An 18,879-nucleotide genomic window follows, 5' to 3' on the forward strand; every position below is an offset into this window, starting at 1 on the left:
CTGGCTCTCTCCTGTAGCGGTCGGTGATCAGCAGTCGGTGACGGCATCGCCGTTGCCGCCTGTGGCGCGGGGCCGCTGGGTGTTGTGCTTTTCGGTGGTGTCGAGGAGCTTTTCGACGGCGTCGAAACGTTCGGTCAGCGACTTGTTGTCGGCGGTGAGCTGCTTGACCTCGTCAGCGGTGCCGGCGAACGCGTCAACGCGCTGGGCCAGGTCGCCCTGGTTGGTGGCCAGCAGCTCGACGGCCTGGCCTACATCGGTGAAACGCTCGTCATCGCTGCGGGACTTTTTGCTGAACAGGTTGAGCAGGTCGCGGACCTTGCCGAACAGCTGCGGCTTGTTGGCGTCGACGGATTCGTTGATTTCGTCGGCTACCGTTTCGAACTCGATGTCGGTTTCTTCACCGATCGAGTAGAGGTATTCCGGGTTGAGCGCGAACTTGCCGATCTGCCCGCCGTTGGCGCGGAACTGCATGACTTCGGTGCCGAGGCTGGCCGGGTCATCGGTTGCGGCGACACCCATCAGATAGGCCTCGCCGGTGTCGGCAAAGCTCGGTTTGATTTCTACCGAGGTGAAGGTTTTCTGGCCCTTGCCGGTCATGGCGATCAGGTCGTCGTTCGGCTCGATGACGGCATAGAGGCCCATCTTGCCGTCGAGCATGCTGCCCTTGATGACCTCAGATGACAGCGACAGCACCTTGCCGAAACGGCGGAACGGGCTGTCCGGCAGCACGCTCTTGAAATGTTCGAGATTGACCAGCGCGGTGTAGACCGCCGGGTCGTAGTTCTTGGCCATCTGCTCGATGTGCAGGCGGGAAATCTTGCGGCCGTCGACGGTGGCGCCTTCGGTTGCAACGCGGAATTTCTTGGATCGGGTGGCCATGCTGCCCTCGTGTCATGCGGTAGCGGATGCGATACCGACATGGTCGTGACGCGAGGGGCGAGGGGGCAACGGCGGGCTGTTGTGCCAGTTGGCGGCACAGTTCGGGCGTGTCGAAAGCAGGGCGCGTGGCGGTCAGGCTTCCGGCATGACCGATACCATTCTCGAACTCGACCCGCGCCGGCAGGCGCGCGGCCTGTACTGGCAGGGCTTTCGCATCGCGGAGATCGCCGCGTTGCTGGAACTGCCGCGCGGCACGCTGGACAGCTGGAAGCAGCGCGACCGCTGGGATGATGCCAAGCCGATCGACCGCGTCGACTACATGCTCGAAGCGCGGATGACGCAGCTGATCATGAAGGAGAGCAAGGCCGGCGGTGACTATAAGGAAATCGACCTGCTCGGCCGGCAGATCGAGCGCATTGCCAGAGTACGGCGCTATAGCGAAACCGGCAGTGAGGTGGATCTCAATCCGAAGCTGGCCAAGCGCAACGAGCAGCCGAAGGCGAAGCCGGCGCGAAACGTCTTCAGCGAGGAGCAGGGCGATCTGCTTGTCGAGGCGTTCAAGGACGGGCTGTTCGACTACCAGCGCAACTGGTTCGAGAGCATGAACCAACGGACGCGGATGATCCTGAAAAGCCGGCAGATCGGCGCGACCTGGTACTTCGCCCGCGAGGCACTGATCGACGCGATCCTGACCGGGCGGAATCAGATATTTCTGTCGGCATCGAAGTCGCAGGCGCACGTGTTCAAGCAGTACATCATCCAGTTCGCCCGTGAGTCGGCCGGCGTCGACCTGTCGGGTGATCCGATCGTGCTCGACAACGGTGCGCACCTGTACTTCCTCGGGACCAACGCCCGGACGGCGCAGGGCTACCACGGCAATTTCTATTTCGACGAGTTCTTCTGGACCAACAAGTTCGAGGAGCTGAACAAGGTTGCCTCCGGCATGGCGCTGCACAAACAGTGGCGCAAGACCTACTTCTCGACGCCGTCGAGCCTGAACCACGAGGCGTACCCGTTCTGGTCCGGCGAACGCTTCAACAAGCGTCGGCCGAAGAAGGACCAGGCCGATTTCAATGTGTCGCCGGCCTACCTGCAGCCGGGCGTGCAGTGTCCGGACAAGATCTGGCGGCAGGTGGTGACGATTCTTGACGCCGAGCGCGGCGGTTGCGACCTGTTCGACATCGACGAGCTGCGCGCCTACGAGTACAGCCCGGACGAGTTCGACAATTTGCTGATGTGTAATTTCATCGACGACACCCAGTCGGTGTTCACGCTGCGGTTGCTGCAGGCGTGCATGGTCGACAGCTGGGATGTCTGGACCGATGTGAAGCCGCATGCCAATCGGCCATTTGCCGACCGGGCCGTCTGGCTGGGTTATGACCCGTCGCTGAACGGGGACAGTGCCGGCCTCGTGGTGCTGGCACCGCCGCTGGTGGCAGGTGGCAAGTTCCGTGTGCTGGAAAAGCACCAGTGGCGAGGCATGGACTTCGAGGCGCAGGCGTCGGCGATCCGCGCCATCACCGAGCGCTACCGGGTGACCTACATCGGCATCGACGCCACCGGGATCGGGCAGGGCGTCTATCAGCTGGTGCGGCAGTTCTTCCCGGCGGCCGAACAGATCAGCTACTCGCCCGAGGTGAAAACCCGGCTGGTCCTGAAAGCCTACGACGTGATCAGCAAGGGCCGGCTGGAATTCGACGGCACCGATCTGGCGCAGGCATTCATGGCGATCCGCAAAACCCTGACCGCGAGCGGCCGACAGGTGACGTACGAAGCCGGCCGATCCGACGAAACCGGCCACGCCGATCTGGCGTGGGCGTGCATGCACGCGCTTTCCAACGAGCCGCTGGAAGGCGCGGCCGCGGGCGAGCGCATCCCGATGGAGATTTTCTGATGAGCAAACGAAGCCGCATGCGCGAACACACGCAGCACCCCAACACCCAGAACGCGCCAGCAGCGTCTACCAGCCCCACGCTCGAGGCGTTCACCTTTGGCGATCCGGAGGCCGTACTCGATCGCCGCGGGATCTTCGATTATCTGCAGTGCTTGCACAACGGCCGCTGGTACGAGCCGCCGATCAGCTGGGACGGACTGTCCAAGTCGTTCAGGGCGACACCGCATCACAGCTCGCCGCTCTACGTGAAGCGCAACATTCTGGTCAGCACCTTCAAACCGCATCCGCTGCTGAGCCGGTCGGCGTTTTCGGCGTGGGTGCTGGATTTCCTCGTGTTCGGCAACGCCTATCTGGAGCGGCGCGACGCTATGAGCGGCCGGCCGTTGTCGCTGAAACCGGCGCTGGCCAAGTACGTTCGTCGAAGTGTGGACCTCGACGGCTACTGGTATGTGCCGACGGCTGCCGAGGAGTACGAATTCGAACCCGGCCGCGTTTTCCATCTGCTCGAGCACGACATCGACCAGGAGGTGTATGGTCTGCCGGAGTACCTGAGCGCGCTGCAGTCAGCCTGGCTGAACGAGTCTGCGACCCTTTTCCGCAGGCGGTATTACAAGAATGGCAGCCATGCGGGCTTCATCCTGTACGCCCACGATACGAAGCTGAACAACGACGACGTCGATGCGCTGCGCGCGGCACTGCGAAGCAGCAAGGGGCCGGGCAATTTCCGGAATCTGTTCCTGCATGCGCCGGGTGGCAGCAAGGACGGCATCCAGCTGATTCCGGTCAGCGAGGTGGCGGCCAAGGATGAATTCCTGAACATCAAGAACGTGACCCGCGACGACCAGCTCGCTGCGCATCGTGTGCCGCCACAGCTGATCGGCATCATCCCCACCAACACCGGCGGGTTCGGTTCGCCGGCACAGGCGGCCGAAGTGTTTGCGCGGAATGAAATCGGGCCGCTGCAGGCGCGGTTTATGGAGCTGAACGAGTGGATCGGGGAAGAGGTTGTGGCATTCGAGGCGTACGTGTTTCCGGATGGATCGACGGCTGCATAGGCGTGATTGGTCGGGTGAAAGGCGAGCAGATGCTCGCCTTTTTTCTAACTCCAATCGATCATTTGCTTGCCGGTGACGACATTCAGCCGTTCGAAGTCCCGGAGCACTTCAATGGCTTTCCCGGCCACCAGGCGCTGACCTCTCCGTTTGGCCAGTTCTTCCAGCAGGGTCAGGCATCGGCTGGCGAGCGGTCGGGCAACCTGCGCTTCTCGCAAAAAATTGTACTCGCCAACGGCAAACCGGATGGCGGCCTGGCCACGAAGGTAGCCGTATTCCGCATCGGTGATGTCGACCACATAACTGCAGGCTCCGGTAAATCGCATCATCCCGCCTCGCTGCTTGGAAACCTGGGAGTCCCAGTTTTGCGCGACGTTTTTTTGGGAAAGGACCAGATTTCGGCTGTTGGCCGTATAGGGCTCGTCGGTCAACACGTTGGTGACCGTGACTGAAAATCCGTTCGGCGTTCCGCCCATCGTGAATTCGATGTGGTGACCGGTTTGCAAGTCCAGCATCGTCATGTGGCCCGGGTCGTTCTGGTCGTTTTCATTGATCCAGGCTTCGAACTTAACTTGTGGCATCTAGATGGCTCGCTTCAGTGATTGGCGTTGTATCTATAGGAAACTTTCCACGTTTTTCGTTGTGTTCTGAACGATCCAGACTCATGCGTTGCTAGCCCAGTGACTGATCGTGCGACACGATTGGGCGTTTGAGGGTATTGGGACGTGGTGCAAGCACCCCGTGCAGCGCTACTGCATCGAACGGACCTAGCATCGTGCGCGCCTGCTCCACCGGCGTCGGTGCCAGCCATTCGGCAAAGTCGGATTGCGCAAGCAGCACCAGCGACCGCTTCTCGTCGCCCGGCTTGTGCATGCGTTTCATCAACGGGTGGTCGTCCGCGTTGATGGTCAGTTGGGTGAAGCTGAACGAGTAGCCGCCGTCGTCCTCCTTCCACGGCCGCCACAGGCCGGCCACTGCGAAAGGCGCGCCGTCGACACGCTCGATCCGCATCCGCTCGGCCTTGCCAGTCTCGTAGCACGGCTCGAAGAAGCCCATCATCGGCACGAGGCAGCGGTAGCCCTTGGCCCAGGCGTTGCGGTAGCTGATTTTTTCGCCGACCGTCTCGGCCCGTGCGTTCATGGTGGCGTAGTGCTTCCCGCCGGGCTTGATCTTGCGCTTGGGGATCATGCCGTAGCTTGCGACGAGCGCCTTGGGCTGGCCGTCGTCCCCCTGGATGATGATCGGCGCCAGATAGTCCTGCCAGACCTCGTCGGGCCAGTCGCCAAGCGGGTCGGGCACCTTGAAGTGCTGGATCAGTACGGCGCGGGGTGTGGGCAGGTAGTTGACGCACATCGGCTGGATTCCACTTTTGCAGAACGATCGTTCTACAATGGCAATCAGACAACTCCGATTTGCCACCGCAATGATTCCCGAATTGATCGGGCCGATACCGGCCCATGATAGTCCGCCGCCGTGCGCGCTGCCGCTGGCCGACGTGCTGGTGCCGGCCGGCTTCCCCAGTCCGGCCGAGGACCACGCCGAGGAGCGCTGCGACCTCAACATGTATTTCATCGACCGCCCGGAAGCGACGTTTTTCTTCCGAGTCGCCGGCGACAGCATGGTCAGCGACGACCCGCAGCGGTCGATTCCGCCGGGCGCGCTGCTGGTTGTCGACCGCTCGCTCGAGGCCAGCCACGGCGATGTGGTTGTGGCCGCGATCGACGGCGATTTCACCGTCAAGCGGCTGTTCAGCCGCGCCGGCAAGGTCGCGCTGGTCGCCAACAACAAGGCGTACCCGCCGATCGTGCTCGGCGACGAACAGGAGCTGTCGGTCTGGGGCGTGGTGACCGGTTGGGCGATGAAGTCGCAGCGATGATCGCGCTGGTCGACGTCAACAACTTCTACGTGAGCTGCCAGCGGGCGTTCGAGCCGGCCATGGAAGGGCGGACCATCGTCGTGCTGAGCAATAACGACGGCTGCGTGATCGCGCGCAGCAACGAGGCGAAGGCACTCGGCATCAAGATGGGTGCGCCGTGGCACCAACTGCGCGAGCTGGTGCAGCAGCACGGCATCGTGCACTACTCCAGCAACTATGCGCTGTACGCAGACATGAGCAACCGGGTGATGTCGGTGTTGGGCCGGTTCTCGCCCGACCAAGAGGTGTATTCGATCGACGAGAGCTTTTTGGGCCTCGACGGCATGCCGGGCGATCTGACCGATTACGGGCAGGAAATCCGGACCACGGTGCGGCGCTGGACCGGGCTGCCGGTGTGCGTCGGCATCGGGTCGACCAAGACGCTGGCCAAGCTGGCCAACCACCTGGCCAAGAAGCGGCCAGAGTTCGGTGGCGTGTGCGAGCTGGCCAAGATCCCGCCGGCGCGGCTGCAGGCGATCATGGCCGAGGTCGACGTCGGCGATGTGTGGGGTGTCGGCCGCAAGATTGCGGCCCGGCTTGCCGGCGAGGGCATCAACACGGTGGCCGATCTGGCGGCGGCCGATGCCGAGGGCGTCGCGAATCGATACAGCGTGGTGCTGCAACGGACGGTGCTCGAGCTGTGCGGCGTGCCGTGCATCGACCTTGAAACCGCGGCGCCGGACAAGCAGCAGATCATGTGTGCCCGATCCTTCGGGCAGCCGGTGTTCACCCGCGGCGAGCTGGCCAGTGCGTTGTCGAGCTACGTGGCCCGTGCCGCCGAGAAGCTGCGCAAGCAAGGCTCAGCCGCCGGCGGCTTGATGGTGTTCATCCGCACGAACCCCTTCCGCCCGGGTGATCCGCAGTACAGCCCGGCAGTGACCGTGCCGCTGACCACGGCCAGCGACGATACGCTGCTACTCACGCGCGCCGCGCTGTGGACGCTCGACCGGATCTTCCTGCCCGGCTACCGCTACGCCAAGGCCGGCGTGATGCTGACCAACCTGCAACCCCGCGACACGGTGCAACGGCATTTGTTCGTCGAGGACCGCGTCGATCCGGGCAAGCGCGCCGCGCTGAACGCGGTGATCGATCAGGCGAACCGGCGTTACGGCCGTGGCTCACTCAAGCTGGCCAGTGCCCTCGACGACAAGGGCTGGAAGATGAAGCAGGGGAAGGTATCACCGCACTGGACGACGGTATGGGCGGATGTGCCTGTGGTCCACTGAACACCCTGGGCGCGGGCTGGCGCGCGCAGTCGTCTCCCCGCCACGCCTACCCGCTAAATGGGGTGGTTTTCATGCACACATGCACGCCAGCTAGAAGCAAGCTTGGCTACGGGCTGGAGGCATATATTTGCCTGACATGAAATCATTCGGAATCTTGCGTTTTCATGCGCGCAAGAGGGGGCGGACGTGACAAGACCAGCTCGCAGCAAAGGACGAGTTCGCTCGGCGTCAAAGGCTGGATGATGAAGCTGAGGAAGCACTGTGCGCTGGGCGAAAACCTAGGCGTAAGAGCCGGTGCCGCGCGAACTTGAGGGGCTTTCAGGGTAGGCTGGGTGAGTTGAATTACCCAACCCCCGTTGAATTACCCAGCAGCGTTGCGCTGACCGGGCTGGAAGCCTTGCAAAATAAGGTGGCGGAGAGACGGGGATTCGAACCCCGGATAGGCTATTAACCTATACACGCTTTCCAGGCGTGCGACTTAAACCACTCATCCATCTCTCCGCGATGGGAGGCCGAATAGTACCGAAGCGCCGCGCGGCTGGCAAGGCGCGCGCGGTATTTTCTTACGCTGCCGAGCCGGCGGTTCGCGCCGCGGTCAGGCTCAGCAGCCAGTAGCCTGCGCCACCGATCAACAGGGCCGGCACCGAAGCCATCATGCCGGGGAGCAGGTGCACGGTCAGGTGGTAGGCGGTGATGCCGAGTGACCAGGCAAGCAGCCCGCGGACATGCCAGCCGCCGCTGTACCAGTAGGTGCCACCGACCTGGGCGATGGCCGCGGTATCGATCTGTCGGCGGCGAACGACGAAGTGGTCGACGAGAACGACGCCGAACAGCGGTGCGAACAGCGAGCCGATCAACAGCAGGAAGTTCTCGAAGCGCGCAAACGGTACGAACAGGGCAATCGCAGTGCACAGTACACCAAAGGCCAGTGCCGCGTGTTCGACCTTGGCCGGAACCAGTGTGCAAGCCGACACCGCCGCCGAGTGGATGTCGGCGAATGCCTTCTCGCTTTCGTCGAGCAGGATCAGCAGCAGTGCAAGGCCGCCGCCCGATGCGGCGAGTGCGAACAGCAGGGCGTTGTCGCCGCCCTGCTGGGCGAAGGCGAGCGTGTACGCTGCGCCGAGGCTGCAGAACCACAGATTGCCGATCAGGTAGCCGACCAGCGTGCCGCGGAAGGCCGCACCGGGCTGACGGGCGAAGCGGGTGTAATCGGCGACCAGCGGCAACCACGAGAGCGGCATGGCAATGACGAGGTCGATGCCGGTGCCAAGTCCCAGCGCGCCCGTGCCCGGACGGCTGAACAGCTCGGCGATATCGTAGGCGGCAAACAGGTGCCAGGTGAGCCAGGCTGCCGCTGCCAGCAGCATCCAGATGCCCCAGCGGCGCAGTACGCGGCGGACGAAGCCGAGCGGGCCGAAAACGGCGATCAGCGTCGAGATGCCGCCGAACAGCAGCGTCCACAGCACCGGGCTTTGCCACAGTGCCGAGTCGGTCCCGGCACGCTGGATCAGCGCGCCGGCGGCATCGCGCATCACGACGATCTCGAACGCACCCCAGCCGATCAACTGAATCAGGTTGCAGATGGCCGGCAGGCTGGCGCCGCGCAGGCCCAGCGTCGGGCGCAGCGCCGACATCGTCGCCAGGCCGGTGTCGGCACCGATGACGGCAACGGACGCGAGGCAAGCAACGCCGACGATGCTGCCGATGACGATTGCGGTCAGCGCTGCGCCAAAGCCCAAGCCCGGCACCAGCAGCGCGCCGGTCTGCAGCACCATCAGGCCGATGGCCAGCGAAAACCACAGCGACATTACGTCGCGGGCGGAAAAGACGCGCCGTTCCAGCGGAACGGGAACGCGCGGATCGTAGGTGCCGGTCGGCTTCATGCTTCGTTCTCCTCGGAAGGCAGGCATTGTCGCCGCCACCGCAGACGCAGGCAACGAAAAACCCCGCCGCAGCGGGGTTGGATCAAGGTTGCTCAGGGCTCAGAGGAAAACCATTGCCACCGTCGCCACCACGCCGCCGGTGACGCCGATGATGGTTTCCATCACCGTCCATGTCTGCAGCGTCTGCTTTTCGGTCATGCCGAGATAGCGGCTGGCAAGCCAGAAGCCCGAGTCGTTGACGTGCGACAGCACCACCGCGCCGCCACCGATGGCGATCGTCACTGCGGCCAGTTGTGCGCCGTTCAGGTGCATGTATTCGATCATCGGCTGGATCAGGCCGCAGGCCGTCAGCATCGCCACCGTGGCCGAGCCCTGGATCACGCGGACTGCGGCCGCGAGGGTGAACGCCAGAATCGTTACCGGGAGGCCGGCACCGGCGAGCATGTTGCCGAGCGCGCTCCCGACACCGGAGTCGACCAGCACCTGTTTGAACACGCCACCGGCACCGGTGACGAGAATGATGATGCCGGCCGGCTCCAGCGCGGCCGAACAGATGTTCATGATCTCGTTGCGGCTCATGCCACGCTGGACGCCGAGCAGGTAGAACGCCGACAGGCAGGAAAACATGATCGCGGTGAACGGGTGACCGATGAACTGCAGCCAGTTGTAGAGCGTCGAGTCGGGTTCGACGAAGTGCACCGCAACGGTCTTCAGGCCCACGAGCAGCAGCGGCAGAACCATCAGGCACAGCGCAAGGCTGAATGACGGCAGTTCTCCCTTGTTTTCACCCAGATGGCTTTCCAGTGCATGCGCCGGCAGGGGGACGCTGACGAACTTCGAGATGAAGCGGCCGTAGAGCGGACCGGCCAGCACGGTGGCCGGGATCGCCGTGGCCAGACCGAGCACGATCATCCAGCCGAAATCGGCATTGAGCTGTGATGCGACGAGAATCGGCGGCGCAGCGGGAATCAGAAAGGACTGGCAGGCGCCGATGCCGGCAAGCAGCGCGAGTCCGAGCCCGACGACGTTGCCGCCGCTGCGGCGGGCCAGTGCAAACACCACGCCGATCAGCAGCACGACGGCGACGCCAAAGAACAATGGCAACGAGCAGATGAGACCGATCACCGCCAGCGCCCAGCTGGCGCGCCGCTCGCCGAACTTGCCCAGCAATGTCAGCGCAATACGGTCGAGCGCGCCGGTGGCCTCCATCATCTTGCCGAACATCGTACCGAGCGCGACGACGGTGGCGACGAATCCGAGCGTATCGCCCATGCCGCTCTGGATGGTGTCGGCAATCCTGGCCGGGTTCATCCCTGCGGTGATGCCGACGATCATCGAGACAAGAATCAGTGCGACGAATGCGTGCAGCCTGAGTTTCATGACCAGTGCCAGCAGCAGGACGATGGACCCTGCTGCGTTCAAAATCAGCGACAAATTTGACATGGATCGACTCTGGTTGTTGTTGTCAACTTACGTGTCTGTTCTTTGAACTACGTTACCGGTAACATGCTAGCAGTAGCACCAGAAGAGTGCCTATCAAGAAGAGTCCCTATCCAAAAGGGTGCCTACTGCAACAAGCCCAAGTGCGAGGTCAGCCCGGTTCGTTCCGAGCCGGCGCCAGCCTCCTCGGTCGGGTGACGGGTCGATCCAATGCAAACAGGAGTACTAACAGATGTCCGGGAAAAGTTACGTGGTGATGGGGGTGTCAAGCAGTGGCAAGTCGAGTATCGGCGCGGCGCTGGCACAAGCCCTCGGCGCCAAGTTCATTGATGGCGACGATCTGCATCCACGCGCCAACATCATCAAGATGGGTGGCGGCACGCCGCTGAATGATGATGACCGCGCGCCGTGGCTGGAACGGATCAACGACGCGGTGTTCGCGGTCGATCGCAAGAACGAAACGGCGGTGATCGTCTGTTCGGCGCTGAAGAAGGCCTACCGTGACCGGATTCGCCAGGGCAACGACAAGCTGACCTTCGTGTTCATGGAGGGCGGTTATGAACTGATTCTCGAGCGCATGAAGGCACGGCAGGGGCATTACCAGAAGGCCGGGATGCTGCAGAGCCAGTTCGATGCGCTCGAGGTACCGGGGGCCGACGAGCCGGACGTGATCCATGTCCCGATCGACGGCGATTTCGAGTCGGTGCTGGCACGGTCACTGGCGGCGGTTCGCACTGCTGCTTGACGAAGTCCTGCTGCATCAAGGGATTTCCGATTATCGATTCAGCCCTTTGGTTTTCGACGATGTTCAACACGAAGCGGACGACTTGGGGCGGCCACGGAAAATGTCCATCGACAGGGGCTGGATTAAAAGATGGCTGGTTGCATGCTTGGTATTGATGCCGGTGCGGCTGGTACGCAAGAAGCTGGAAAATTGACGATTTGGAGGGGTTCATAATGCCGTTGGTCATTGTAGGTTTTGGCATTTTAGCTTTGCTAATTTTGATCATGAGATTCAAGTTGAACACGTTCATCTCATTGATCGTCGTGTCTTTTGGCGTTGCTTTGGCGCTTGGAATGCCGCTGAAAGACATCGTTAAAACGATTGAAACGGGCTTGGGCGGGACGCTTGGTCATTTGGCGCTGATATTCGGTCTCGGTGCGATGATGGGCAAGCTGATCGCTGATGCAGGCGGTGCTCAGCGAATTGCCATGACGCTCATAAAAAAGTTCGGCGAAAAGAACATTCAATGGGCTGTCGTTGCTGCTTCCTTCATCATCGGTGTGGCACTGTTCTTCGAGGTCGGGCTTGTATTGCTGATTCCGATCGTTTTTGCGATTTCAAGGGAGTTGAGGGTTTCCATCCTGTATCTCGGTATTCCGATGGCTGCCGCGCTGTCTGTGACGCACGGATTCTTGCCGCCACATCCGGGTCCCACGGTCATCGCTGGCGAGTACGGTGCACACATTGGCGAGGTATTGCTGTACGGCTTCATCGTTGCTGTTCCTACCGTCATTCTGGCAGGTCCGCTGTTTACGATCGTGGCCAAGAAACTGGTGCCGGATTCGTTCACCAAGACAGGCAATATCGCTTCGCTGGGAGAACAGAAGTCGTTCAAGCTGGAAGAAACGCCCGAGTTTGGGATCAGCGTTTTTACAGCGCTGCTGCCGGTCATCCTGATGTCGATCGCGACAGCCATTACGCTGCTGCAAAAAACAATGGGTGTCGAAGACAATCATTTCCTGGCTGCAATCCGCTTTGTTGGTGACGCCGGTACCGCAATGCTGATTTCGTTGCTGGTCGCCATCTATACCATGGGTGTGGCAAGAAAGATCCCCATCAAGAATGTGATGGAGTCTTGTACGACATCCATTGCCCATATCGGGATGATGCTGCTGATTATCGGCGGTGGTGGTGCCTTCAAGCAGGTGTTGATCAATGGGGGCGTCGGTGGCTATGTGGCCGAACTGTTCAAGGACACGTCGCTGTCCCCCATTTTTCTTGCCTGGATGATTGCCGCCATTCTGCGTATTTCGCTCGGTTCCGCTACGGTTGCTGCGTTGACTACGGCTGGTCTGGTGATTCCGTTGTTGGGGCAGACACATGTCAATCTTGCGCTGGTCGTTCTTGCCACCGGGGCGGGGAGTTTGATTGCTTCTCACGTCAACGATGCCGGCTTCTGGATGTTCAAGGAATACTTCGGTTTGAGCATGAAGGAAACATTTGCAACGTGGACCTTGCTTGAAACCATCATTTCCGTAGCCGGGTTGGTGTTCATTCTGTTGCTCAGCCTGTTTGTGTAAGTGTTGACCGTTCACGGTTTTGCTCGAATGGTGCAGGTCCGTGAAGCGGGTTCAGGAAAGGAGTCGTGCCCAGTGAAGGGGAGATTGCTGCGCCAGGTTTCGGCTCCTTTCGTTCAATAAAAAGCCTCGCAACATGCGGGGCTTTTTTTGATCACCGGGGGCGCTTGTGGATTGTCAGGGGCGAGAAGCGACAACACTGCCGCCCAGCGCCAGCGCATAACCCAGGTCGACGACGCGGTCCGGATAATCCCGGCCGGCGAGGCGTCCAAGCAGGCGCTCTGCCGCAACGCGACCGATCGCTTCGCGCGGCGTGATCACGCTGGCCAGTTGCGGTGACAAGGCCTTGCCGATATCCAGCGCGTTGTAACCGGCAATGGCAACGTCGTCGGGTACACGCAGCCCCCGTTGCTGGCAGGCGAGCATCGCGCCGACGGCTACGTCGTCGTTGGTGCAGATCAGACCGTCGAGCCCCGGGTGGCGTGCGAGCGCATCGGCGGCGAGGTGGCCGCCCAGCGTGAAGGTGGAGGGCGCTTCGGTTTCGACCACATGCGGGTTGAGGCCGGCTGCACCGAGTGCTTGCCGGTAGCCGGAAATCCGCTGGTGCGTGCGGCTGTCGAGCCGGGCTGCGAGATAGACGATGTGGCGCTTGCCGCTGGCGATCATCGCCTCGGTCATCTCCTTGGATGCCGCGGTGTGGTCGAGCCCGACAGCCAGATCGATCGGGTTGCAGGGCGTTTCCATCACTTCGACCACCGGTACGCCGGCAGTACGGATCATGCGCAACGTCCGCTCGGTATGCAGGGTTTCGGACAGGATCAGGCCGTCGACGTGGAACGACAGCAGGGTGGCGACGCGCGCTTCTTCGATCGTCGGGTCGTAGCCGAAGTGGGCATACAGCGTCTGGTAGCCGGCCGGCTCCGTGACCGATTCGACGCCGCGGATCAGTGCCGAAAAGACCTGGTTGGAGATCGAAGGCAGCAGCACGCCGATCGCGTGGCTGCGGGCTTTGGAGAGGATGTCGGGGGCCCGGCTCGGAATGTAGCCCAGTTCCTCGACCGCCTGCTGCAACGAATCCCGCAGCGCCGCCGATACCTGTGACGGGTCACGAAGGTAGCGGCTGACGGTCATCTTGGTGACGCCAACCAGATCGGCGACATCCTGCAGGGTGGGGCGTTTGGCGCGGTTCATCGGATTGCGGTCAGAGGCGATCGGTCGATTGTTACACGTAACATTGTCCACTTGTACGACCTGGCGCAAGATCGCATCATCTTCGTTCACCCGTTTCGCGCCTGGAGGCGTCATGTCAGCAGCAGGGGTCTCGCGGTTCCGGACGGTTTTCGTTTTTGCTGCGCTTGTACTTGCGGCCTGCACCACAACACCCCCACGCAAGCCGCAGCCGGTCGACCGTAGCCTCGCGCACATCGAGGCACAGGGCGATGGTCGCGAGATCGTGATGTACTCGCTCGGCTTGCTTGATGTCGGTTACCAGTTCGGCGGCAACAACCCGGAGGCCGGGCTCGATTGCAGCGGCATGGTGCGCTTTGTCTACAAGAATGCGCTGGGCATCGAGTTGCCGCGCACCGCGGCCGACATGGCTTCGAAAACACGCCCGGTATCCGGATCGCAACTGCAGGCCGGCGATCTGGTGTTCTTCAATACGCTGGGGCGGCCGTACTCGCACGTCGGCATCTATCTGGGCGATGGCAAATTCGTGCATGCGCCCTCGAGTCGCGGCAAGATTCGCGTCGAGTCGATGGACCTGCCGTATTTTTCAAGTCGCTACGAGGGGGCGCGGACCGTGTTCGCGCAAGGAAAATGACGCTCGGGGATCAGGCCTTGTCGGCAATGTGGCGGTTGATGCCGCCTTGCAGCTGACCCTGCTGCGAGTAGCCGAGTGCGTCGCTCTGGCCGGCGGCCAGCGAATAGGCGAGGGTGTCGAGTGCCTGCCGGCGGGCGTCGATCAGCTTGCCGTTGCACTGGTTGAGCAGTGCGGCCTGGCGGACCTGTTCCAGCAGCTGCTGCCATGGCGCGACCAGCCCGGGGCGGTTGGCAGAGAGCCATTCGGCGATGGCCGGACCGTTCTCAAGGCCCAGTGAGGTAAAAGCGCTGTTGAGTGCATTGCCGGCGGCGTCGGCGGCCAGGGTGGCTTTTTGCTTGTCGGCCAGCAGGCCGGCCAGCGCATCCGGCTGATTGTGGGTCAGGCAGTGCTGCTCGTCCTGCAGCAGCAGGACAAGGGACTTGTAGGCGTCGGTGGCGGCGCCAAGTTGCGCGGCCCAATCTGGAAGGCTGTTCATGTACGCGTTGACCGCGTCAGCGGCCCAGCAGTTCCTTGACGCTGTCGATCAGCTTGTCGGCGACCGCATCGGCGCGCACGCTGAATCGGCCTTCGGCGATGGCCTGGCGCAGCGTGGCAACGCGTTCGCTGTCGAACGGCGCGCCGGCCGAGTCGGCTTGGCCAAGCTCGGCTGCCGCCGGATTGATGCTGACGCTAAGGTCATCGGCCGGTGCGGCAGTGCCGGTCTGACTGGCACGCTCGGTATTGCGCAGTGTTTGCGCAACCGGCGCCCGGGTAGACGGGTCGATTTTCATTGGGAATCCTCGTCGCCGCGGATCTCGCCGTGGCTGGTTTTGGTCCTGATTATGCGCTGTATCGGCCGTTCGACGGAAAACTTTAATGCGAATCGCAACCTGTTGTCGCCGCCGGACGGATGGCGCCGCGCCTTGCCGTGCCAGACGCGAAAGCGTGGGGGCTATGATGGAGGTCCGGTCAGGCCGCCGTGCGGTGCTGGCAAGCGCTTCATGGTGGCCGGACCTTGCTGTATAGTTGCGCAATTTTGACCCGGCCCAGGGTTGGCGCCGCGTGCGCGCCGCGGGGAGAACCGAGCAAGCATGAAAACCACATTCCTCGATTTCGAGCAGCCGATTGCCGAGCTTGAAAACAAGATCGAAGAGCTCCGCTACGTTCAGGATGATTCCGCTGTCGACATTTCCGTCGAGATCGGTCATCTGGAAAAGAAAAGCCAGGAGCTGACCAAGAGCATCTACGCCAAGCTCACGCCGTGGCAGATTTCGCAGGTTGCGCGTCATCCGCAGCGGCCCTACACGCTGGATTATCTGGCCGCGATCTTCACCGACTTCGAAGAACTGCACGGCGACCGTGCCTTTGCCGACGACCATGCGATCGTTGGCGGTCTGGCACGCTTCAACGGTCAGTCCGTGATGGTCATCGGCCACCAGAAGGGCCGCGACACCAAGGAAAAGATCCACCGCAACTTCGGCATGCCGCGTCCGGAGGGTTACCGCAAGGCGCTGCGGCTGATGAAACTGGCCGAGAAGTTCGGGCTGCCGGTGCTGACCTTCGTCGACACGCCGGGGGCCTACCCGGGCATTGGCGCCGAAGAGCGTGGCCAGTCCGAAGCGATCGGCCGCAACCTGTTCGAAATGGCCAAGTTGCGCGTGCCGGTCATCACCACCGTGATCGGCGAGGGCGGTTCGGGCGGTGCACTGGCGATCGCCATTGGTGACGTCGTCCAGATGCTGCAGTACTCGACCTATTCGGTCATCTCGCCGGAAGGTTGCGCATCCATCCTGTGGAAGACGGCCGAGAAGGCGCCGGATGCCGCCGAAGCGCTGGGCATTACCGCCAGTCGCCTGAAAACGCTGGGATTGATCGACAAGATCGTCACCGAGCCGGTCGGTGGTGCGCATCGCAATCATGCGCAGATGATGCAGGCGATGAAGAAGGCGATCTCCGATGCACTCAAGAGCGTTTCGGACAAGCCGGTCGACGCATTGCTCGATACCCGTTTCGAGCGTCTGATGGGTTATGGCCAGTTCAAGGAAGTTCCGATCCAGTGATCTGGCCGGGCGGGTGGGCGAGAGCCTGACTCGCCACGCTGTCTCGCCGGCCACGCGGCTGTGCGTGGGGCTGTCGGGCGGGCTCGATTCGGTCGTCCTGATTCACCTGCTGGCCGGTTTGCGCAGCAGTCTGGGGTTCTCCCTCTCCGCAATTCATGTTCATCACGGATTGTCGGCAGACGCCGATGCGTGGGCCGATTCGGCTTGCGCGTTGGCGCATTCTCTGGAAGTGCCGTGCGATGTCGTGCGCGTGCATGTCGATCGTCGCGGCAGCAAGGGTCTCGAAGCCGCAGCGAGAGCGGTCCGCTATGCCGTTTTCGAGCAGGCCGATGCCGATCTGCTCTGTCTGGCGCACCATCAGAACGATCAGGCCGAAACCGTACTGATGCAGGTGTTGCGCGGCAACGGGCTGGCCGGCATTGCGGCGATGCCCGAATGCCGCGATCTGACGCCGTCGCTACGGCTGTTGCGTCCGCTGCTGGCGATGTCGCGTGCCGAGCTGGCTGCCTATGCCAAAAGCCACGATCTGCGCTGGGTCGACGACGAGAGCAATGCCGATACGCGCTTCTCGCGCAACTTCCTTCGCCACGACATCCTGCCGATGCTGGCGCAGCGCGATCCGGGGGTCAATGCGTCGCTGGCAAGGCTGGCTACGCATGCCGCCGAGGCGAACGCCCTGTTGGCCGAGCTGGCCGAGTGCGATCTTGCGCATTGCGTGCGGGATGGTGGCCTGGATCTTGCCGTGGCTGCCGAACTCGGCGAGCGGCGAAGCCGCAATGCGCTTCGGTACTGGCTGGCAAGGCAAGGGGTCGTGGCGGATGCGCGGGCTTTCGATGCGTTCTGCATGCAGTTGCAATCCGCCAGCGATGCGCAGCCGCAGTTGCGCTGGCGCGACCGGCAGATTCGCCGCCATCGCGGGCGGCTGTATCTGGTCGCCGCGGCACCATCAGGTGGCGTGATCGATATCCCGTTCGGCGAGTCCTGCTTGCCTCGAGGCTGGGCGGGAAGGCTGGATTGGCGTCGATGCGCCGACGGCGTGGCGATTGCGCATGCTGGTCGAGCAGGGTGGCAGCTGCGTCCGAGGCTTGGAGGCGAGCGGCTGCGTTTGCATGCTGCCGGACCGAACCGGGAGCTCAAGTCACTGTATCAGGAGGCCGGCGCACCACCCTGGCTGCGCGATGCGACACCGCTGCTGTATTGCGACGACGAGCTTGTTGCCGTGCCCGGACTTGGCGTTGCCGCGGCGTGGCGTGGAGAGGGCTGGCTGCCGTTGTGGCAACCAGCCTGAGGCAGACCTTTAAGCCAGCAGTCGTTCGAGTACGCCGGCATAGACGGCCGACAACCTGGGCACGTCCTCGACAGAGACGCACTCGTTGAGCTTGTGGATTGTCTTGTTGATCGGGCCGAACTCGACCACTTCCGGGCAGTACTTGGCGATGAAGCGGCCGTCCGACGTGCCGCCGGTGGTATTGAGCTGCGGCGTATGGCCGGTGACCTCCGCGACGGATGCCTTGATGGCGTCGATCAGTGCACCGTGATCGGTCAGGAAGGGTTCGCCCGACAGGTTCCAGGTCAGTTCGTACTCGAATCCGTGTGCGTCGAGGATGGCGTGAACCTTCTGTTTCAGCGTCTCGGCGGTGTTCTCGGTCGAGAAGCGGAAGTTGAACAGTACTTCGGCCGTACCCGGGATCACGTTGGTCGCACCGGTGCCGCTGTGCAGGTTGGAGACCTGCCATGTCGTCGGCGGGAAATAGGCGTTGCCCTGATCCCATTCGGTGCCTGCCAGCTCGGCCAGCGCCGGCGCCAGCAGGTGGATCGGGTTCTTGGCGAGGTGCGGGTAGGCGATGTGGCCCTGGACGCCGTGGACGATCAGGTGGCCCGATAGCGAGCCGCGACGGCCGTTCTTGATCGTGTCGCCGAAGGTCTCGGCGCTGGTCGGTTCGCCGACGATGCAGTAGTCGATCTTTTCGCCGCGCGCCTTCAACGCCTCGATGACCTTGACCGTGCCGTCGTGGGCCGGGCCTTCCTCGTCCGAGGTGATCAGGAAGGCGATCGAGCCTTTCGGGGTCGGATGTTTGGCCAGAAAGGCCTCGGTCGCGGTCACGAAGGCGGCGAGCGAGGCTTTCATGTCGGCGGCGCCGCGACCGAACAGGTGGCCGTCACGAATTTCCGGCGCAAACGGATCCGAATGCCAGCGATCGAGCGGGCCGGTGGGGACCACGTCGGTGTGGCCGGCGAAAACGAGGACCGGACCTTCGCTGCCGAAGCGGGCCCAGAGGTTGTCGACATCGCCAAAGCGCATGGGTTCGATGTGAAAGCCGAGCTTCGCAAGGCGGCTGGCCATCAGTTGCTGGCAGTCGGCATCGTTCGGGGTTACCGATGCCTGGCGGATCAGTTGCAGGGTCAGGTCTAGCGTGGCGTCGTTCAT

Annotated in this window: 18 protein-coding genes and 1 tRNA gene; 9 read left to right on the forward strand and 10 right to left on the reverse strand. The window is 62.6% G+C overall.

The window, feature by feature from the left end:
- Positions 1–27 precede the first annotated feature (27 nt).
- Positions 28–879 (reverse strand): GPO family capsid scaffolding protein, encoded by an 852-nt coding sequence (locus IE097_RS06040; RefSeq protein WP_189459267.1) that lies wholly within the window; start codon positions 877–879, stop codon positions 28–30.
- 145 nt (positions 880–1,024) lie between these two features.
- Between IE097_RS06040 and IE097_RS06045 the strand changes: the two genes are divergently transcribed.
- Positions 1,025–2,773, forward strand: coding sequence for a terminase ATPase subunit family protein (locus tag IE097_RS06045; RefSeq protein ID WP_189459268.1), 1,749 nt, complete (start codon positions 1,025–1,027; stop codon positions 2,771–2,773).
- Positions 2,773–3,828: a phage portal protein gene (locus IE097_RS06050; protein ID WP_189459269.1), complete on the forward strand. Its 1,056-nt coding sequence runs from the start codon at positions 2,773–2,775 to the stop codon at positions 3,826–3,828. The genes IE097_RS06045 and IE097_RS06050 overlap by 1 nt, the downstream gene beginning before the upstream one ends.
- Positions 3,829–3,872: 44 nt before the next feature.
- On the opposite strand, the gene IE097_RS06055 is transcribed toward IE097_RS06050, so the two are convergent.
- Together IE097_RS06055 and IE097_RS06060 are read right to left on the reverse strand one after the other, a co-directional pair.
- Positions 3,873–4,406 (reverse strand): hypothetical protein, encoded by a 534-nt coding sequence (locus IE097_RS06055; RefSeq protein WP_189459270.1) that lies wholly within the window; start codon positions 4,404–4,406, stop codon positions 3,873–3,875.
- Positions 4,407–4,497: 91 nt separating this feature from the next.
- A complete protein-coding gene (locus IE097_RS06060; protein ID WP_189459271.1) occupies positions 4,498–5,178 on the reverse strand; it encodes an SOS response-associated peptidase in 681 nt (226 codons plus the stop codon).
- Positions 5,179–5,248: 70 nt separating this feature from the next.
- Here IE097_RS06060 and IE097_RS06065 point away from each other — a divergent pair, with 70 nt between their 5' ends.
- On the forward strand, positions 5,249–5,701 hold the full coding sequence (locus IE097_RS06065) for a LexA family protein (protein ID WP_189459272.1): 453 nt from the start codon (positions 5,249–5,251) through the stop codon (positions 5,699–5,701).
- Positions 5,677–6,966: a Y-family DNA polymerase gene (locus IE097_RS06070; RefSeq protein ID WP_229797454.1), complete on the forward strand. Its 1,290-nt coding sequence runs from the start codon at positions 5,677–5,679 to the stop codon at positions 6,964–6,966. Before IE097_RS06065 ends, IE097_RS06070 begins: the two co-directional genes overlap by 25 nt.
- A gap of 410 nt (positions 6,967–7,376) precedes the next feature.
- Here the strand turns inward: IE097_RS06070 and IE097_RS06075 are convergent.
- The 3 genes from IE097_RS06075 to gntU form a co-directional block, all read right to left on the reverse strand.
- Positions 7,377–7,467, reverse strand: a tRNA-Ser gene (locus IE097_RS06075).
- 62 nt (positions 7,468–7,529) lie between these two features.
- Positions 7,530–8,849 carry a putative hydroxymethylpyrimidine transporter CytX gene (cytX, locus tag IE097_RS06080; RefSeq protein ID WP_189459274.1) on the reverse strand — a complete coding sequence of 440 codons (1,320 nt, stop codon included), beginning with the start codon at positions 8,847–8,849 and terminating at the stop codon, positions 7,530–7,532.
- A 99-nt stretch (positions 8,850–8,948) separates the two neighbouring features.
- The gene (gene gntU / locus IE097_RS06085) at positions 8,949–10,292 is read right to left on the reverse strand and encodes a gluconate transporter (RefSeq protein WP_189459275.1); all 1,344 of its coding nucleotides are present in this window, start codon (positions 10,290–10,292) and stop codon (positions 8,949–8,951) included.
- A gap of 229 nt (positions 10,293–10,521) precedes the next feature.
- Between gntU and IE097_RS06090 the strand changes: the two genes are divergently transcribed.
- Together IE097_RS06090 and IE097_RS06095 are read left to right on the forward strand one after the other, a co-directional pair.
- On the forward strand, positions 10,522–11,034 hold the full coding sequence (locus IE097_RS06090) for a gluconokinase (protein WP_189459276.1): 513 nt from the start codon (positions 10,522–10,524) through the stop codon (positions 11,032–11,034).
- Between the two features lie 212 nt (positions 11,035–11,246).
- Positions 11,247–12,593, forward strand: a complete 1,347-nt coding sequence (locus tag IE097_RS06095; protein ID WP_189459277.1) for a GntP family permease — start codon at positions 11,247–11,249, stop codon at positions 12,591–12,593.
- 174 nt (positions 12,594–12,767) lie between these two features.
- Here the strand turns inward: IE097_RS06095 and IE097_RS06100 are convergent, their stop codons facing one another.
- Positions 12,768–13,781: a substrate-binding domain-containing protein gene (locus IE097_RS06100; protein WP_189459278.1), complete on the reverse strand. Its 1,014-nt coding sequence runs from the start codon at positions 13,779–13,781 to the stop codon at positions 12,768–12,770.
- Positions 13,782–13,893: 112 nt separating this feature from the next.
- Here IE097_RS06100 and IE097_RS06105 point away from each other — a divergent pair, with 112 nt between their 5' ends.
- Positions 13,894–14,412 carry a C40 family peptidase gene (locus IE097_RS06105; protein ID WP_189459279.1) on the forward strand — a complete coding sequence of 173 codons (519 nt, stop codon included), beginning with the start codon at positions 13,894–13,896 and terminating at the stop codon, positions 14,410–14,412.
- Positions 14,413–14,422: 10 nt separating this feature from the next.
- On the opposite strand, the gene flgN is transcribed toward IE097_RS06105, so the two are convergent.
- Complete coding sequence (flgN, locus tag IE097_RS06110; RefSeq protein WP_189459280.1) at positions 14,423–14,887, reverse strand: flagellar export chaperone FlgN; 465 nt, start codon at positions 14,885–14,887, stop codon at positions 14,423–14,425.
- A 16-nt stretch (positions 14,888–14,903) separates the two neighbouring features.
- The gene (gene flgM / locus IE097_RS06115) at positions 14,904–15,182 is read right to left on the reverse strand and encodes a flagellar biosynthesis anti-sigma factor FlgM (protein ID WP_189459281.1); all 279 of its coding nucleotides are present in this window, start codon (positions 15,180–15,182) and stop codon (positions 14,904–14,906) included.
- Between the two features lie 300 nt (positions 15,183–15,482).
- Here flgM and IE097_RS06120 point away from each other — a divergent pair, with 300 nt between their 5' ends.
- The gene (locus tag IE097_RS06120; RefSeq protein ID WP_189459282.1) at positions 15,483–16,451 is read left to right on the forward strand and encodes an acetyl-CoA carboxylase carboxyltransferase subunit alpha; all 969 of its coding nucleotides are present in this window, start codon (positions 15,483–15,485) and stop codon (positions 16,449–16,451) included.
- Positions 16,420–17,739, forward strand: coding sequence for a tRNA lysidine(34) synthetase TilS (gene tilS / locus IE097_RS06125; protein WP_189459283.1), 1,320 nt, complete (start codon positions 16,420–16,422; stop codon positions 17,737–17,739). Before IE097_RS06120 ends, tilS begins: the two co-directional genes overlap by 32 nt.
- A 9-nt stretch (positions 17,740–17,748) precedes the next feature.
- Here the strand turns inward: tilS and dapE are convergent, their stop codons facing one another.
- Positions 17,749–18,879, reverse strand: a complete 1,131-nt coding sequence (dapE, locus tag IE097_RS06130; RefSeq protein ID WP_189459284.1) for a succinyl-diaminopimelate desuccinylase — start codon at positions 18,877–18,879, stop codon at positions 17,749–17,751.

Source organism: Jeongeupia chitinilytica (assembly GCF_014652315.1).
In the GTDB taxonomy this organism is placed as follows: Bacteria; Pseudomonadota; Gammaproteobacteria; order Burkholderiales; family Chitinibacteraceae; genus Jeongeupia; species Jeongeupia chitinilytica.

Excerpts from the sequence above, each read along its gene's own strand:
- IE097_RS06040 (WP_189459267.1), bottom strand. The coding sequence starts at position 879 with ATGGCCACCCGATCCAAGAAATTCCGCGTTGCAACCGAAGGCGCCACC.
- IE097_RS06045 (WP_189459268.1), top strand. The coding sequence starts at position 1,025 with ATGACCGATACCATTCTCGAACTCGACCCGCGCCGGCAGGCGCGCGGC.
- IE097_RS06050 (WP_189459269.1), top strand. The coding sequence starts at position 2,773 with ATGAGCAAACGAAGCCGCATGCGCGAACACACGCAGCACCCCAACACC.
- IE097_RS06055 (WP_189459270.1), bottom strand. The coding sequence starts at position 4,406 with ATGCCACAAGTTAAGTTCGAAGCCTGGATCAATGAAAACGACCAGAAC.
- IE097_RS06060 (WP_189459271.1), bottom strand. The coding sequence starts at position 5,178 with ATGTGCGTCAACTACCTGCCCACACCCCGCGCCGTACTGATCCAGCAC.
- IE097_RS06065 (WP_189459272.1), top strand. The coding sequence starts at position 5,249 with ATGATTCCCGAATTGATCGGGCCGATACCGGCCCATGATAGTCCGCCG.
- cytX (WP_189459274.1), bottom strand. The coding sequence starts at position 8,849 with ATGAAGCCGACCGGCACCTACGATCCGCGCGTTCCCGTTCCGCTGGAA.
- gntU (WP_189459275.1), bottom strand. The coding sequence starts at position 10,292 with ATGTCAAATTTGTCGCTGATTTTGAACGCAGCAGGGTCCATCGTCCTG.
- IE097_RS06090 (WP_189459276.1), top strand. The coding sequence starts at position 10,522 with ATGTCCGGGAAAAGTTACGTGGTGATGGGGGTGTCAAGCAGTGGCAAG.
- IE097_RS06095 (WP_189459277.1), top strand. The coding sequence starts at position 11,247 with ATGCCGTTGGTCATTGTAGGTTTTGGCATTTTAGCTTTGCTAATTTTG.
- IE097_RS06100 (WP_189459278.1), bottom strand. The coding sequence starts at position 13,781 with ATGAACCGCGCCAAACGCCCCACCCTGCAGGATGTCGCCGATCTGGTT.
- IE097_RS06105 (WP_189459279.1), top strand. The coding sequence starts at position 13,894 with ATGTCAGCAGCAGGGGTCTCGCGGTTCCGGACGGTTTTCGTTTTTGCT.
- flgN (WP_189459280.1), bottom strand. The coding sequence starts at position 14,887 with ATGAACAGCCTTCCAGATTGGGCCGCGCAACTTGGCGCCGCCACCGAC.
- flgM (WP_189459281.1), bottom strand. The coding sequence starts at position 15,182 with ATGAAAATCGACCCGTCTACCCGGGCGCCGGTTGCGCAAACACTGCGC.
- IE097_RS06120 (WP_189459282.1), top strand. The coding sequence starts at position 15,483 with ATGAAAACCACATTCCTCGATTTCGAGCAGCCGATTGCCGAGCTTGAA.
- tilS (WP_189459283.1), top strand. The coding sequence starts at position 16,420 with ATGGCCAGTTCAAGGAAGTTCCGATCCAGTGATCTGGCCGGGCGGGTG.
- dapE (WP_189459284.1), bottom strand. The coding sequence starts at position 18,879 with ATGAACGACGCCACGCTAGACCTGACCCTGCAACTGATCCGCCAGGCA.